9 protein-coding genes are annotated in these 15,826 nt (G+C 45.1%); all 9 read right to left on the minus strand.

Going from position 1 to position 15,826, the window contains the following annotated elements; genetic code table 11:
* Positions 1–121 precede the first annotated feature (121 nt).
* Positions 122–7,087 carry a T9SS outer membrane translocon Sov/SprA gene (gene sov / locus HYN43_RS20130; RefSeq protein WP_119411307.1) on the minus strand — a complete coding sequence of 2,322 codons (6,966 nt, stop codon included), beginning with the start codon at positions 7,085–7,087 and terminating at the stop codon, positions 122–124.
* Between the two features lie 89 nt (positions 7,088–7,176).
* The gene (gene ruvA / locus HYN43_RS20135; RefSeq protein ID WP_119411034.1) at positions 7,177–7,761 is read right to left on the minus strand and encodes a Holliday junction branch migration protein RuvA; all 585 of its coding nucleotides are present in this window, start codon (positions 7,759–7,761) and stop codon (positions 7,177–7,179) included.
* Between the two features lie 189 nt (positions 7,762–7,950).
* Entirely contained in the window at positions 7,951–10,227 is a 2,277-nt protein-coding gene (locus HYN43_RS20140) for an NADP-dependent malic enzyme (RefSeq protein WP_119411035.1), read from the minus strand.
* Between the two features lie 147 nt (positions 10,228–10,374).
* Positions 10,375–10,743 carry an iron chaperone gene (locus tag HYN43_RS20145; protein ID WP_119411036.1) on the minus strand — a complete coding sequence of 123 codons (369 nt, stop codon included), beginning with the start codon at positions 10,741–10,743 and terminating at the stop codon, positions 10,375–10,377.
* A gap of 203 nt (positions 10,744–10,946) precedes the next feature.
* Positions 10,947–12,206, minus strand: coding sequence for a lytic transglycosylase domain-containing protein (locus HYN43_RS20150; RefSeq protein ID WP_119411037.1), 1,260 nt, complete (start codon positions 12,204–12,206; stop codon positions 10,947–10,949).
* Between the two features lie 66 nt (positions 12,207–12,272).
* Entirely contained in the window at positions 12,273–13,697 is a 1,425-nt protein-coding gene (gene gatA, locus HYN43_RS20155) for an Asp-tRNA(Asn)/Glu-tRNA(Gln) amidotransferase subunit GatA (protein ID WP_119411038.1), read from the minus strand.
* A gap of 104 nt (positions 13,698–13,801) precedes the next feature.
* The gene (locus HYN43_RS20160) at positions 13,802–13,975 is read right to left on the minus strand and encodes a Sec-independent protein translocase subunit TatA/TatB (protein ID WP_119411039.1); all 174 of its coding nucleotides are present in this window, start codon (positions 13,973–13,975) and stop codon (positions 13,802–13,804) included.
* Positions 13,976–14,010: 35 nt separating this feature from the next.
* Positions 14,011–14,445, minus strand: coding sequence for a Sec-independent protein translocase subunit TatA/TatB (locus tag HYN43_RS20165; protein ID WP_119411040.1), 435 nt, complete (start codon positions 14,443–14,445; stop codon positions 14,011–14,013).
* A 59-nt stretch (positions 14,446–14,504) separates the two neighbouring features.
* The gene (locus HYN43_RS20170; protein ID WP_119411041.1) at positions 14,505–15,815 is read right to left on the minus strand and encodes a murein hydrolase activator EnvC family protein; all 1,311 of its coding nucleotides are present in this window, start codon (positions 15,813–15,815) and stop codon (positions 14,505–14,507) included.
* Between the last annotated feature and the right edge of the window lie 11 nt (positions 15,816–15,826).

A 15,826-nucleotide genomic window follows, 5' to 3' on the forward strand; every position in this document is an offset into this window, starting at 1 on the left:
AATCTTATACGCCATACTAAACGGCTTTGCAATTCGGCATTACATGGCGTACAAGATTTCTCTTTCGCTCCGGCGCTCTTTCCCGCCCTGCTCTATCGTAATGACATTTTTGTTTTTATTTCTACTGCAACAGCAACTTCAAATTAACCCCAAAATTGGTGAACGATGTATTAAATGTTTGCGAGGTATACGGCTTTGTAAGGTTTGAATCATAAAACAAATTCAAATTAAAACGCTGGTTAATCACATAATCAATAGATGGACGAACGGTGATATTCTGTGCACCCGATGAGATCTCGGCCGATTGAACATCGGCACGATAAATCAAGGTTTTGTTATCCCGCAATGAAAAATCAAGCTTAAAGTTCACATCCTTGTGCTGGATGCCCTCAAACCAGCCAAACGGGAAATGAAAGTCTTTGGTATGATAGCCAAAGCCCAGTACAATGATCTTTTCGTTTTGCTGTGCCAGCTGGCTGTTGAGTAAGCTGAGGCTTAGCGCGCGGCTTTGGCGGTATTCGGCATTGGCGGTCATGCTGTTTTTAAATCTCATGCTGGCACCAATTAAAGGCACAAACTGTTCAAAAATGGTTACCTGCGAGAATTGGTACAGCGGTAAAAAGTCGTTATTTAAATCTCTGGCGCTTGAGGCCCCATTTGCTTCCCGGTATTGCAGCAGCGAGGTATAGCCGGCTACGTTATAAGCCGAACGGTAACCGTGGCTCAGATCAAACGAATCAAAAACATCCTTGAACCATGCAATTTTACTTAAGCCATTGTAAGTAACCTGCCAGTTAGGAATAGGTATTTTAGGAAACTGTGACAGGTTGCTGCCCGATGCACCTTTACCCGTATAAGCAGCCAGGAAAGCCGGTACCAGTACGTTTTGCGAGTTTGGCCCGTAGCCATCTGCATAACCATCTGTGGTGCCCGATGAGTTGGGATTAGTTTGCCCCAGTTTTTGCGATATCACCGCACGGGCATCCAAAAACTTCTGGAATGTTCCGGATACATTGGTAATGCCCTTAGCCTTTTCAAAAGCAGTACCTATGGTAAGTATCGACACGCTGTAATTACCGGTAGTAACCGGGCTTAGGGTTTCAATACTATTGGTTGTTGCCAGGTATTTAAAATTGGCCTGGTAGTTATGGTCCTGCGTTTTAAATGCGCTCAGCTCAATCCTCAGATCCTTAAACGGCTCAATAATGCCGCGGAAGTGCATGTCTTCGTTAGATGTGGTGGTGTACAACTGGTTTTGCAGCGTATCGTTGGTAATCCAGCCGTTGGACACTGCCTTAGCCCTGATATCCTTTTGGCTGCCTAATAAAAAGCCTAAACCTGGCGCGCCACCACTCGAACCAAAGAAACCTGATTTTGGCAGGTAGCCCGGTAAAAATGTACCCTGTGTATGGGTATAAGTAGCACTTAAATTTTTAACGCTGGTTAATAATCCTATCAGCACATTAGGCTTTTTATTAGGATTATTTGCCCTACGGATAAAAGGAAACTTATTATACAGCGATGTAAGGTTAAGTGTTGGGTTAAACTGGAGGGCTCTCGAGTTTTGGATGCTGTTACCCACATCATAACTCGGATCATTAATAGCAAACAGCGGCTGCGTTTGCCAGTTAAAGTGTGTACTGTAACGTGCAATGGCCGATACCCAATCCAGACCCGGTATTTTATTTATTGGTACCGTATAATTAAAGGTAAGCGTATGGTTATAGTTGGTGGTACGGCCCAGTTTTTTCAGGTTATCCCACAGGGTATCGCGCTTTAAACCGTTAATACGCCCCGCCGGTTCATCCACTACCGAGAGATTGGTGGCATCGATATCCATCTGTAACGATTTGGATAAATTCCAGCCGATACCGTACACACGGGTTATGTTAAAGTACTTGTTGAAAGTGGTGGTTGGGATGGGGATAAAATTATTCGGGTCGTTATCGCGCAGGGTATTTTCCGAGTAAAAACGATCAAAATTAATACTGAAGTTTAACCTCGTTGGCAGCAGGCTAAAATTGAAATCCCTTAGTAAAGCCAGCGTATTTTTTTTGATGATCTTGGCAAACGGACTGTAGTATTTGGGCTGATTGGTATAATTGTAGGCCAACGTTAAATTGTATGTTTTTTCGATATCGCTCTGCGTTACAAAATCGTGGTGCGTGTATTCGGTATAAGCGTAGCTGGCATTAAAGTTTTCAATGTCCCAAATGTGGTTGATGGCGCTGGTATTGGTGCGTGCCTTATGCACATTAGTGAAGTTGATGCTTTTTCGCATGGTGATATCAATAGCCGCATTCCTGATCGAATCGCGCTCTTTGGTACTGGTGGCTGCAGCGAGCGATGATTTCAGCTCCACATCGGGCGCGCCGGGATCATATTGCGGCATGCTGCGTTGTTTTGATACGTTGATATAGGCTGGGATATGGATCCCGCTTTTATCCGGGAAAAACTTACCAAGCTCTACATTGGCCGATACGTCATAAGTTTGATCGTCGCTTTGATTTCTGTCGTTCAGCCGCGAATCCAGCGTACCAAAACCTATAGTGGTTTTACTGCCCGATACGGTTACGTCGGCAAAATCGGCAAGCTTGGCATCAATACGGGCTGTGGCGGCCCAACCTCCGCGCTGATCAAAATCGGTAAGGCGCAATTCATCAAACCAAACCGTGCCCGATTTATCCAAACCATCATCGGCAATTACACTACTGCCTTTGTAAGGGTTGCGCACACCCAGCATAATGGTACGCAGGCGACTCAGGTCGGGCTGGCCTTTTATATAAACTGTTTTATCACCCTCGGTATATTTAAACAAAGTATTGTAGGCAACGTTGGAGTGATTACGGGCCAGTTTGGCACGCACCAGCAGGTCAAGCTCCAGGTCCATTTGATTGGCATCCGGCCAGATAGCCTGCGGATCGTTTGTGCCCGGATTGGTAATTTTTAACGGCAACTCGTATTCGTAATAGTTATCCTGGTAATCCACACCCAAACGGATAAAGGCGTTCAGGTCGTTATCCTTTAAATAATCGCCCTCGGCGTGGATAAACATCTGCATCCTTTTATACCGGCGCAAATCATTATAAAACGTACGGAAGGCCGCCCTTGAGTAACCATCGCGCAGGTTTTTAACGTTAACGGATAATGATTGCTCATTAAGCTTGGTATTGGTTTGCAGGTTATTATAGTTGCGCTGGCGGTTAATGCCCGGCGGTACTACGTAAGGGATAGGTGTGCGGTTACCGTTCTCTTCAATATTCACCGCCTGTACATCAAGCACCGAGGCATCGATTGGCGGGTTTTGGATGGCAGGATCTGCAATTACATTCAGCGGATTTTTTTCGTTATTGAAGGCTCGCCACTCGCCGCGCACCAATTCGAGCGTTGCAAAACGCAGTACTGCGGTATCGGCAAAGTTGGTCATGAACATCCGCATAAAACGGATGGCTTTAAAATCCTGGATGTTGCCCACTTTTGATTGGTAATCAGTAATCGGGATCCTGAACTGGTACCAGGTTACAGCCTGTGTTGTGCCGTTTGGTAGTTTTACCTGTGCTATAACCTTATCGCTGATGTAGTTTTGGCCAACCACCATATCGGCCGGGCGCATCGATACTTTATACTGAAAGTATGAATCTTCCTGGCTCATGTTGTTATCCCGGTTAATATCTTCGCCATCGGGCAGCGACGTGGAGGCCGAGTTTTGCAAACCCAGTTCGGCCTGCGATTGCTGGGCGGTTTTGGAGTTACCATCGGTACCATTATACTTGCTGTAACGATCAAGAATACCGGCGCGGGCCTGGTCAAGTGCAGGGCCCTGGTAATATTGATAATCGTCGGATGATGGGTCGGCAGCCAGGTTAGCGGCAGCCTGGGCATTCAGCTGGCCCTGTAGTTGTTGCACCACGGGTGCAAATTTGGTTTTCTCGTCCTGGTCGTTCAAGCCGTCCAAACCTACGTCCTGCAGTTTGCGGGCGTCGGGGTTATTATCAAAGGCATTAATTACCGGTTGTAGTTTTGATACACGGCCCCAGTTGGTTTCATCAACCTTGGTAAGATCGCCATCAACAGGCAAGCCGTTTTCCAAACTTTTGCGGCCATCCTTCAAAATATCTTCCGATAGCGAACCTAAGTTAAAATACAGATCGCCACCTGCCGAGTTGGGTTTATAAATAAAGGGATCGAGCATCCAAAACTCGATGTACGATACGTTTAACGATTCAAAATCATTGGTTTCCAGTTTCCGGAACATACCGCCCCAGCGGCTTTTAGGGTTTTGCAGCGTACCATCTGCATTAACGCCGGTGGTAGCGTAGTTGTACGGACCACGAATGCTTGGATAAAAAGCCATGTTCAACGTTGCCAAACTTAAAGGCTGCCCCGTTGCCGATTGCTTGTAAGGGAAAACCTCCTGCTCAATAACCTGCCTTACATAATGATTTGAAAGCTCGCTGCGCGATACCGGGATAGAGCCGGTGTTGGTATAAAATATGGGGTCGATATTATAAAAAGCCAGCCTTGCACGGTTGTAACCATAGCTCAGGTCATCAAATAAACCCGACTCGGAGAAAAGCTGCGGCGTGCCCGAAATTTGCCAGGCATTGGCACTTTTTACATCAATAACCGATTGGCTGTTTTCAAAATCGTCGAGATAAGAAGTACCATTTTTTGAGCCTGCAAAATTTAATGCACCGGGGCTGCCGGGCATCAGTTTGGCAAACTCACCGTAAAAATTGATAGATGACGGAACCTTGGTATGGATGCCCGGTATTTTGTCAACCAAACGGGTTAAAAACCTTGAGTTGGAACTATAGTTGGCATCAAAGCCCCAGATGGTATTCGAGATCGATTCTTCTCCGGCAATTTCATTTTGCGTGATAGGCTGCTCGGTTAAGTGCATCAGGGTAGCACCCAACTGTAATTTATCACTGGCATGGTAATCCAACCGGGTACCATACAACGATTTTTGCTGCACGCCGAACAGCTCGTTATTTTCGAGTTTAACAGTGATGGGCTGGCCTGATGATAGCAGCGCCTGGTTCAGGATCCTGATGCGGCCGGCATTATAATCAACCGTATAATCGTTACCCTCCTGTAGTTTAACCGTACCGGCATTAACCACTACCGAGCCCTGCGGAATATTCACTGCATTCAGTTGATACTCCGAACCACCTGTTGAAGTATAGGTACCTTTAATTACATAGCGATTAAGCGCCGGAAAATATTGCTGGGCTATGGTCTTGGTAGAATCATACAAAGCCTGGTAAACATAGCGTTTTGCAAGATCGCCCTCGCCGCTTGTAAATTTGGCCGCCAGATCGGAGCCAAAAGGTTCTACCGTTGGGAACGAGATGCGGCCATTTTGTGAATCGATGGTGATGCCCTCTAAAAAGTCGAAATAACCGTCGGGCTTTTTATCGCTTTGCTGGTTCAGGTTATCCAAACCCGATACCTGCAGCCAGAGTTTGCCTTTAAGGTTTTGCCCCTCTTCCATCACCGTTTTTTCGATGCCCGATTTATCATCCAAACGGGTAACGGTAAGTTTAAAGTTTGATGGCGAGATTTGGAACGCGCCGAGGGAATAGATGTTTTTCATCATCAGATCCCATTGCGGTAAGTTAGTTTTAAGTAACTCGCCTTTCAGCAATTTTACATACAGCATTTTGGGCGCAGCCGGATCAACCGCCACATCGCTGCTAAACTCACCAACCTGGTATTGCACACCGTTAACTGTATACTGGTAAGCTACCGCCAGCACCTCATCATTATTTAAAGGATAGTTTAGCGAGATGTAGCCCAACTGCGGATGCAGGGTAAACTCCTTATCGGTAAGCTTGCGGGCGTAAGTGAGTTTTGAGTAGTTATCTGTACTGCCCGAGCCCTGGAAAAAGCTGGCAATGGCGTTTGAGTTGGTTTGTTTAGGGTTGCCCGGCAAAGCGCCTATGGTAGCTAACAGGTTATTTGATTGCTGTGTAAAGCCCTGCCCGCTAAAGCCTGCCGGCAAGCCACTAAAGCCGGCACCGCCCTGAAACCGCGTTTTGTTATATGGATTATTTTCACCCAAATCGGTAAAAGCCATAATATCGCGCGAATCGGTGGTTACGTTGGTGCGGTTGGTTGTCCAAACCTCAATTTTGGTGATGGTAACGTTTGAACTGATAATAGGGATATTAGCCAGCGCCCGGTTATAGTTATTACGAAAGTACTGTGCTAAAAAGAAGTGCTTGTTAGCCTCGTAATCGGCAGGCGTTAACCTGAATTCGCCCTGCTGCGAACCATTGGTGATGGTGATGGTTTTTGATTGTGAACGCTGCTGCGAAAAAATACTGGTTACATCCAGCCTGCCAAATTTCAATTTGGTTTTTACGCCGAAGAGCGCCTGGCTACCGGTTATTAAGGTAGTATTTAAAGGCATGCTTACCGTACCCGCCTCAATTTTCTGGATAATTTCATCGGGCGAACCGGTATAATCCAGCTTGATCTGGTTTTCAAACTGAAACTGGGCATCGGTATTGTAATTGGTGGTGATCTTCAATTTATCGCCAATATTACCGGTAACGTTCAGTTGAATGCGTTGATCGAAATTAAAATTAAACTGGCTGCGCTGGCGGGTGTTGAACAGTGGGTTCTGATTTTTATTCACCTGGCCGGCCAATATCATCTCGGCCGATCCCTGCGGACGGATATCGATAACCGAGCTGCCAAAAATCTGCTCGAACGTGCGGCTGCGCACTTTGATAGGCGGGATAAAGCCCGGCTGCTGCGAATCGTAAGCATAAGCATCAGCCTGCTGCTGAAAATTAATGCGCTGTACAGAGCGCTGCCTGAGTTTTAAATATTGATCAAAAGTGAGGTATTGCGGCGCGCGGTATAACAAATTCCCTACACGCTCGTATAAAATATAGCGGTTGGTAACCGGGTCATACTCTACCGTACGCACAAGTCCTGCCGGGTCGGGACTGAAAATACCTTCCCTGAGCCGTGCGCTGCGCGGCGTTATGAGGTTTATAGGTGCATTGGTTTTTGTTGTATCATTTTTGGGGGCAGACTGGGGCTGCTGCTGTTGTGCATACGCGCTTCCCATCCCACCTAATACCACGATGAACAACACACTTATAAGGATCTTATAAGTAAATATTTTGATCAAAAGTTTAGTCGAAATTTGTTCAGTAATTATAAGGTTTTTAATGCAAATTTAATAAGTTCTTCAACCGTTAATTCAGCATTATTTTTCTTTATCTCCTGATCCAGTACTTTTTCGGCAACATTACGTGCAAAACCCAGCATTACCAGTGCCGAAAGTGCCTCATCCTTAACCGTTGCACTCACCGGAACCACGGTTAAAGTATCCGGCCCTTCCTTCTTCAGCTTATCCTGTAACTCGAGAATAATACGCTGCGCCGATTTGGGACCAATACCTTTAATACGCTGGATGAGCGATACGTTACCGCTAACAATAGCCGCCTGGATTTCTGCCGGGGTTATGGATGATAACATCATCCGCGCGGTATTTGGCCCGATGCCCGAAATGGAAATTAAATGTAAGAACAACCGCCGCTCGCCCTCTGTTGCAAAGCCGTAAAGCGTATGCGCATCCTCCTTTACGTGCAGCCATACAAACAGCTTACACTTTTCATCCTCACTTATTCCCGAGTATGTGTTTACTGAAATGTTAATGTGATAGCCTACACCACCGGCATCAATAACCACGTACGAAGGGCTTTTAAACATCAGCCTTCCGCTAATATAATCATACATAAATTACGGTTTTGTTAAATCCTGTTAAAGCAATCTGCCGGTGCCTACGCGGCAGAGCAGGAGAATATCCAAAGTTAATATTTCCGGCGGCATTAATTAAGATCAAATAATACCCAAATCCGGTTAAATCCGACAAAAAAAGCGCCCGAAAATAATCCGGGCGCTTCATTTCATATTGTTAGATAAAATTTAAACTTTAGCTGCTTTAGCCTGCGCATCAACAACGGCAATGGTTATCATATTTACTATCTCGCGTACCGAACTGCCCAGCTGCAGCACGTGTACCGGCTTTTTCAAACCAAGTAATATAGGGCCCACCGCCTCTGCACCACCTATTTCCTGCAATAGTTTATAGGCAATGTTACCCGATTCAAGGTTTGGAAAAATCAAGGTATTAGCCGGCTTGCCGTTTAAGGTAGAGAAAGGGAAGTTATCTGCCAACAGATCGGAGTTTAATGCGAAATTGGCCTGCATATCGCCGTCAACCACCATATCGGGATATTTTTCGTGGAGGATAGCTACCGTCTCCCTTGTTTTTTCAGGAATCTCCCCCTCGTTCGAACCAAAGTTTGAATAAGATAACACAGCAACCCGCGGACTGATATTAAACTGCCTTACCGAGCGTTCCATCAGCACGGTAATATCCACCAAATCATTAACACAAGGGTTTACGTTAACGGTGGTATCGCCAAAAAACACGGGGCCTTTGGCGGTAATCATCATATACATGCCGGCTACCCGGTTTACGCCCGCTTCGGTACCGATAATTTGCAGGGCGGGTTTTACCGTGGTTACATAGTTTTTGGTTAAGCCCGAGATCAATGCATCGGCACGGCCAAACTGCACCATACAGGCACCATAATAATTCCTGTCGATGAGCAATTTTTTGGCCTCAAACAAGGTAACTCCCCTGCGCTGGCGTTTGCTGTACAGGTATTCGGCATACTCATCCATGTGTTCGCAGCCTTCGCGCGGATCGATAATGTGCACATCGCCAAGGTCAAGATCGTTATCGTGGATGATCTTTTTTATTTTATCCACATTACCCAGCAAAATAGGAGTAGCTATGCCCTCTTCTTTTACAATCTGGGCCGAACGCAGAATTTTATAATTATCGGCCTCGGCAAATACAACCCGTTTAGGATCCTGTTTGGCTTTGGCAGTAAGGTTACGCAGCAGTTTATCATTAGTACCCAAACGTGATCTTAGCTCCTCGGCATAAGCATCCCAATCGGTAATTACCTTACGGGCCACACCAGAATCTATTGCGGCTTTGGCAACTGCCATAGATACTTCGGTGATAAGTCTTTGGTCCATTGGTTTGGGGATGATGTAATCTTTGCCAAACTTCAGGTTGGTTAAATTATAGGCCAGGTTAACGGCTTCCGGTACGGGCTTTTTAGCCATCTCGGCAATTGCATGCGTTGCCGCAATCTTCATTTCCTCGTTAATGGCAGTAGCCCGCACATCAAGCGCTCCTCTGAAAATATATGGGAAACCCAATACGTTATTTACCTGGTTAGGATAATCAGAACGACCTGTTGCCATAATGATATCATCGCGTGTGCCTGCAGCCAGATCATAATCAATTTCAGGTACAGGGTTGGCCATGGCGAAAACGATAGGCTTTTTGGCCATGGTTTTCAACATATCCGGCGTTACCACATTACCTGCCGAAAGGCCTACAAACACGTCGGCATTTTTCATGGCATCGGCTAAGGTTTTTACGTCCTTACGGTCGGTAGCAAACTCCATCCTGATCTCGTCGAGATCGGTACGTTCCTGGTTTAGTACGCCGTTGATATCAAACATCACCAGGTTCTCTTTTTTAACCCCTAACGACAGGTACATTTTTGAGCAGGATACCGCGGCGGCACCGGCACCGTTTACCACCATTTTTATTTTATCCAGCTTTTTACCCTGGATCTCGCAGGCGTTCATCAGTGCCGCGCCCGAGATGATGGCCGTACCGTGCTGGTCATCGTGCATTACCGGGATATTCATTTCGGCTTTCAGCCTGCGTTCAATTTCAAAACAGGTTGGGGCCGAAATATCTTCCAGGTTCACACCGCCAAAAGTTGGCTCAAGCGCTTTTACAATTTTTACAAAATCGTCTACATTTTTGGCATCCAGTTCCAGATCGAAAACGTCGATATCGGCGTAGATTTTAAACAAAAGGCCTTTACCTTCCATTACCGGTTTGCTGGCCTCGGGGCCTATATTGCCCAGGCCTAAAACTGCGGTACCGTTACTGATTACGGCTACAAGGTTGCCTTTGGCTGTATATTTATAAACATCTTCGGTGTTATCGGCAATTTTTAAACATGGCTCGGCCACACCGGGCGAGTAGGCCATGGTTAAATCGCGCTGCGAATTTGTTGGTTTGGTAGGTACAACTTGTATCTTTCCGGGACGGCCTTGCGAATGGTAGTTAAGCGCATCCTGTTTACGATTGATTTTATTCATTTTTTTCAAATTGAAGCGCCCAAAATTACAATTCTTTTTATGGAACAAACATAAAAAAGCCCCTTTTTACGATTATGATAAAAAGAGGTTAAAATACGGTTAGTGTTTTGCAAAGATTGGGTTAAAAGAATGAAATATGCCTCAGCATCATTTTTTCTTCTTCACCTTCTCCAGATTTTTCTGCACCCTGAATTTTACTATTTTGGTGATCAGATCCAATGGCAACGGCTCATTCAGCGGAAACTGTACCGAACCCTTTGCCCCTTTATAACCCGAAAGTTCTTCTTTAAACTCCTCCAATCCCTGCGGTGCGGGGTAAAAACCTATGTGATTTTTAAAGCCGCCAAAGTGCACAAGGTTGCCATTAAGGATAAAAGTGGGGATAGCATATTTGATGGCCTCCACCGCATCCGGCGCGGCGGCTTTTATAGTAGCGCGTACTTGTTGAAGCTTTTGCTGGACTTCATCGGGGAAGTCGGCAATGTATTCATCGATGGTTTCCTTTGGGTTTTGCATGGTTGTGGTCTGAATCAGAATTGACAGAATTTTAGAATGAACAGAATTAAAACAGAAACCAGTACAAAGGATCCTGAAAATTCTAAAATTTCTCAATTTATAATTTAGCACCCAAAAGTTTTTAGAATCAACAGAAAGAAATCTGAAACCCACTACAGAATTTTGAAAATTCTAAAATTCTGCAAATTCTGATTCAGACAACCTTAATTCTTCGAATACCCCTCATCATCCTGCACATTCGCAGCAACCTCTCCCGCCGATACTTTGATCGTTGCTCCTATCGGTGCACGGTTAGTTTTCAAGTGGTTCCAAACTTTCAGGTCAGACACCTCGCAACCAAACTTATCAGCTATCGAAGCCAGCGTTTCACCCTTGCGTACTTTATGATGTGTGGGAATCCTGCGCTCGTTTTTTGCAGGTGTGTATGAGGTAACAGCAGCGTAAGTATTGGTTTTCGGAGCGGTAGCCGGTACCGGCGTATCAACACCGTTTAATACATTATATAAGGCAGCATAGTTATCTTTAGCAGTTTGCGGCAATATCAACCTACGGGGGGTTTTAGGGCTGCCGTTCACTACCGCCATCCGATACGATGGGTTAAGTACCGTGATTTCCCTCAAACTTACATCCAGTGCCTGGGCAACACTGCTTAGCGGTACTATTCTTTTCACCATAACCGTATCGGTACGGATGCTGAAATTACAGGCCTGCGGAACTATATTATGCTTGCTAAAATAGTTCATCACATAGTTCATGGCAATAAACGCCGGAACATAGCCGCGTGTTTCAACGGGTAAATACTGGCGGATGCTCCAGAAATCGGTTACGCCGCCTGCTTTTTCAACGGCGCGCTCTACGTTGCTTTTACCGCAATTGTATGAGGCTATGGCCAGCAGCCAGTCGCCAAATTCCTGGTAGGCATCTTTTAAATAAGCGGCAGCGGCATAGCTTGATTGGATGGGATCGCGGCGATCATCAATATAGTTATCCATATTGAGGCCGTAAATTTTGGCCGTGGTACCCATAAATTGCCAAAGCCCGGTAGCGCCCACCCGCGAAACCGCGTTTGGGTCAAGTTTGGATTCAACTATCGAGAGGAATTTTATTTCTTCGGGGATGCCCGCCTCGCGGAAAGCTTTTTCGTAGATGGGGAAGTAATATTTGGTCAGGCCAACAACCTGCCCCATTTCTTCACGGTTGTGCATATACAGGTCGATATAGGCCTGTACGTATTCGTTATAATCCAGCTGGATATCCTTCCGGATCGAATCTAACCTGCGTTTATACACCCCGCCGTATGTAGTAAGCGGAAGCGACTGGTTTAGCACCGGCAAAATTGTAGTATCGGCATTGATAGCTTCGGCGTTTAATTTAATTAACCCGGCCGAAGCGGTAAGGAGTGTTTTGGCTTGTAAAATTTGCAGTGATAAAAGGCAGATGGTCAGCGTAAATAATCTCTTCATTCTTTATCGGTTTGACTAAATCCTCAATGCCCAAAGCATCAGCATCTTACTAAAGTACCATTTTTATTATAGTTCAAGAAAATATTTGGCGAAATCTAACAATTGCTGCTCGCCAAAATGCTTTGTTAATAACTGTAACCCTAACGGCAAACCCTTGCTGTTATTGCCCGTAGGTACCGATATGGCCGGCACACCGGTTAATGAGGCTTGTACGGTAAAAATATCAGAAAGATACATCACCACCGGATCTTTCTCTTCCCTGCCTATATTAAAGGCCGGTTCGGGGGCGGTTGGTACCAATATAAAATCGTATTCGACCAGGATCTCGTTGGTTTTTTCCTGTATCAGACGGCGTACTTTCTGGGCTTTGGCATAGTAGGCATCATAATAACCGGCACTTAACACAAAGGTGCCTGTCATAATCCTCCGTTTAACCTCCTTACCAAAACCTTCAGAGCGCGATTTTTTATAAGTTGATTGCAGGTCTGTAGCCTGCGGACTGCGGTAACCGTAATGCACCCCATCATACCTTGCCAGGTTTGATGAAGCCTCGGCCATAGCTAAAATATAATAAGTAGGCACCAGGTAATCCAATAACTCAAAGGCTATCGGCGTAACGGTATGCCCTTCATCGCGCAGTTTTTCGATATATTTTATCAGGTTATCTTTCACCTCTGTATCAACACCCGGGCTCGAAATTGCTTCCTGCAAATAGGCGATCTTCTTTTTACCCGGCTTTTGAAAGTTGGTATACGAAGCCGGCGGCGGGGTTTGCGATAATGTACTGTCATAATCATCCGGACCGGCCAATACTTCCAGCAACAAAGCAGCATCCTCTACCGATTTGGTTACCGGACCAACCTGGTCAAACGATGAAGCATAGGCAATGATACCATGCCTCGAGATGCTGCCATAAGTAGGCTTTAAACCCACCACGCCGCAAAACGAAGCAGGCTGCCTTACCGAGCCGCCGGTATCAGTACCCAGCGCAGCATGGCACATACCAGCCTGCACAGCAACTGCCGAACCACCTGATGATCCACCGGATACCCTGGTATTATCAGCAAAGTTTTTTACCGGGCCAAAATAGGATGATTCGTTGGTGGCACCCATGGCAAACTCATCGCAGTTGCAGCGGCCTATGATCACCGCATCCTCGGCCAGCAGGCGTTCAACTACGGTTGATGAGAAAATAGATTTAAAACCTGTTAAGATTTTGGATGAGGCATTAACCTCGTGGCCTTTGTAGCAGATGTTATCTTTTATGGCTATAACCATACCGGCCAGTTTACCGGCGGCGTTATTTTTTATTTTATTGTCAACGTTTTTTGCAGCAACCAAAGCCTCGTCGGCAAATACCTCATTAAAAGCATTTAAATGAGCGTTTTTTTCAATTTGAACCAGGTATTCTTTTACAAGTCCTTCAACAGTAATTTCTGCACGTTGCAACCCACTCTTTATTTCAGATAAAGTGGAATAAGTATTAGCCATGGGGCTAAAATAAAAAACTTATCCGTTGAAATAAGAAATAAATCAACAGATAAGTTCATATAGTAAGTAAAAGCGGCTTTAAAACCTAATCCCCGTCAGGGCAATTACGCTTTTTTCTCTTCAGATGATGAAGAAGTGCCTTCGCCGTTTTGCGCGTCTTTAAATTCTTTAACGCCTTTTCCTAAGCCTCTCATTAGTTCAGGGATTTTTTTACCGCCGAATAATAAAAGTATCGCAATGATGATCAGAATGATTTCTGGTGCGCCTAATCCACCCATGATTTTAAGTTTTTATGTAATGATTTAATGTAGTACTATAATTTATGCTCTTCCTTTTCGGCCTCCACGTGGTTGCCGGTAATGGTTTTATCCAAATCTACGTGCTCGTTGTGATGTTCGGCAGGAGTATTTACGTGATAATCGCTAATGGCGATTGTATTTGGAACAGTATTTTCGATTACAGGCTTCTCGTATTCGGCAGCCGTGTTTTCAGGTGCTTCTGAAGCTTTCTCTTCTATGGCAGGAGTTTCTATTTTAACTTCCGGTTTTTTCTCTTCGTAGTTGTTAATCTGGTTATTGATCTCCCGCTTCACATCTTCGGATGCATCTTTAAAATCGCGGATTCCTTTGCCTAAGCTTCGCGCCAGGCCGGGCAGTTTTTCGCCCCCAAATAGCATCAATGCTGCAAAAAGTATCAGTACCATCTCGCCCGTACCAATATTTAAAAATAACAAAACTGAACTTAACATAGCATTTTGTTTAAGGATACAAATATATACAATTAAATTTTCTTATAACTCAAAACTAATTAGTTAGGCGCCAGCCAGATCTTGGGGTTAACAGGTGTGGTGCCTTTATAAATTTCAAAATGCGCTTCAGTTTCACCTGTTGATGGCTCTGTAGCCACCGTACCTATCGATTGCTTGGTGCTCACTTTTTGCCCGCGTGCCACATTTACCGACCGCAAATTGGCGTAAACCGTAAAGTATTCACCATGCCTAACCATTACCAGGTAGGTACCGCTCACATCTACCACTTTAATCACTTCACCATCAAATACGGCCCTTACGTTTGCTCCGGCATTGGTGCGGATATCTATTCCTGTACTTTCGCTCCTGATCCCCTCGGGGGTAGTATAAATACCAAACCCTTGTGTAGTTACCCCGTTAGCAACCGGCCATGGTAAACTTCCGCGGTTACCTAAAAAGTCGTTAGATAGTTTAGCGGCTTCGGGTGTAGCGTTAAGCAGACTTGAAGTGCTGCGATTAACCGGTTTTGGCGCGGCAGGCGTACTTACCGGGGCTGGTTTGTTTTCGGCTTTAGCCCTTGCTGCGGCCAACCTTGCTTCCTCTGCTGCTTTTCTTCTCGCCTCTTCTTCCAAACGGCGTTTTTCTTCTTCTATCTCCCTGCGGATCGCGTCTTTAATAGCCGCGTTGGTTTTGGCTATTTTAATCTGCAAATCCTTTTGCTGCTTTTTCAGGATCCCTTCGTGCTGCGAAAGTTCGCTTACCACTTTAACCTGGCTATTACGCTCATTACCCAGCGTTTCTTTTTCTTTTTGCTGATCTTTTAACAGGTTCGTTTTCTCATCTTTCGTTCTGTCAAGCTCGGTAATTTTAACATGCAGCTCTTTTTGTGTGCCTTGTATAGATGCAGCCTGGCGTTCACGATAGGTGCCAAACTGTTGCAAATATTTTAAACGCTTATAAGCCTGGTTAAAATCTTTCGATGCAAAAAGAAACATCAACTTATTGTACGCACTTTGGTTGCGGTAGGCAAACAATATCATCGCGGCGTATTCCTTTTTAAGCTGATCTAACTGTGATTGTAAACTACGTACGTTGTTATTGCTCTCCGAGATCTGGTTATCCAGATTTCTTACCTCCGAGTTAATGTTCTCTATTTTTTCCTGCCTCAGGTTTATCTGCGCCTTAAGGATGCTTAACTGCTTTAAGGTGGCTTTTTTGTTATTTAAAGTTTCCTGATAATCTTCATTTAATTGCTCAAGTTCTTTATTTAACTGGGCTTTACGGCGCTTCAGTTCATCGCTGCTTTGCGCACGAACATTAACCGCTGCCAGTACCAATAGTAAAAAGAAAGTTGCTTTTATAAACTTCATCAAACAAACAT

It is taken from the genome of Mucilaginibacter celer (assembly GCF_003576455.2).
In the GTDB taxonomy this organism is placed as follows: Bacteria; Bacteroidota; Bacteroidia; order Sphingobacteriales; family Sphingobacteriaceae; genus Mucilaginibacter; species Mucilaginibacter celer.

Bases quoted from the DNA above. Each gene is read 5' to 3' on its own strand.
- sov (WP_119411307.1), bottom strand. From the start codon at position 7,087: ATGGGAAGCGCGTATGCACAACAGCAGCAGCCCCAGTCTGCCCCCAAA.
- HYN43_RS20150 (WP_119411037.1), bottom strand. From the start codon at position 12,206: ATGAAGAGATTATTTACGCTGACCATCTGCCTTTTATCACTGCAAATT.
- HYN43_RS20170 (WP_119411041.1), bottom strand. From the start codon at position 15,815: ATGAAGTTTATAAAAGCAACTTTCTTTTTACTATTGGTACTGGCAGCG.
- gatA (WP_119411038.1), bottom strand. From the start codon at position 13,697: ATGGCTAATACTTATTCCACTTTATCTGAAATAAAGAGTGGGTTGCAA.
- ruvA (WP_119411034.1), bottom strand. From the start codon at position 7,761: ATGTATGATTATATTAGCGGAAGGCTGATGTTTAAAAGCCCTTCGTAC.
- HYN43_RS20145 (WP_119411036.1), bottom strand. From the start codon at position 10,743: ATGCAAAACCCAAAGGAAACCATCGATGAATACATTGCCGACTTCCCC.
- HYN43_RS20160 (WP_119411039.1), bottom strand. From the start codon at position 13,975: ATGGGTGGATTAGGCGCACCAGAAATCATTCTGATCATCATTGCGATA.
- HYN43_RS20140 (WP_119411035.1), bottom strand. From the start codon at position 10,227: ATGAATAAAATCAATCGTAAACAGGATGCGCTTAACTACCATTCGCAA.
- HYN43_RS20165 (WP_119411040.1), bottom strand. From the start codon at position 14,445: ATGTTAAGTTCAGTTTTGTTATTTTTAAATATTGGTACGGGCGAGATG.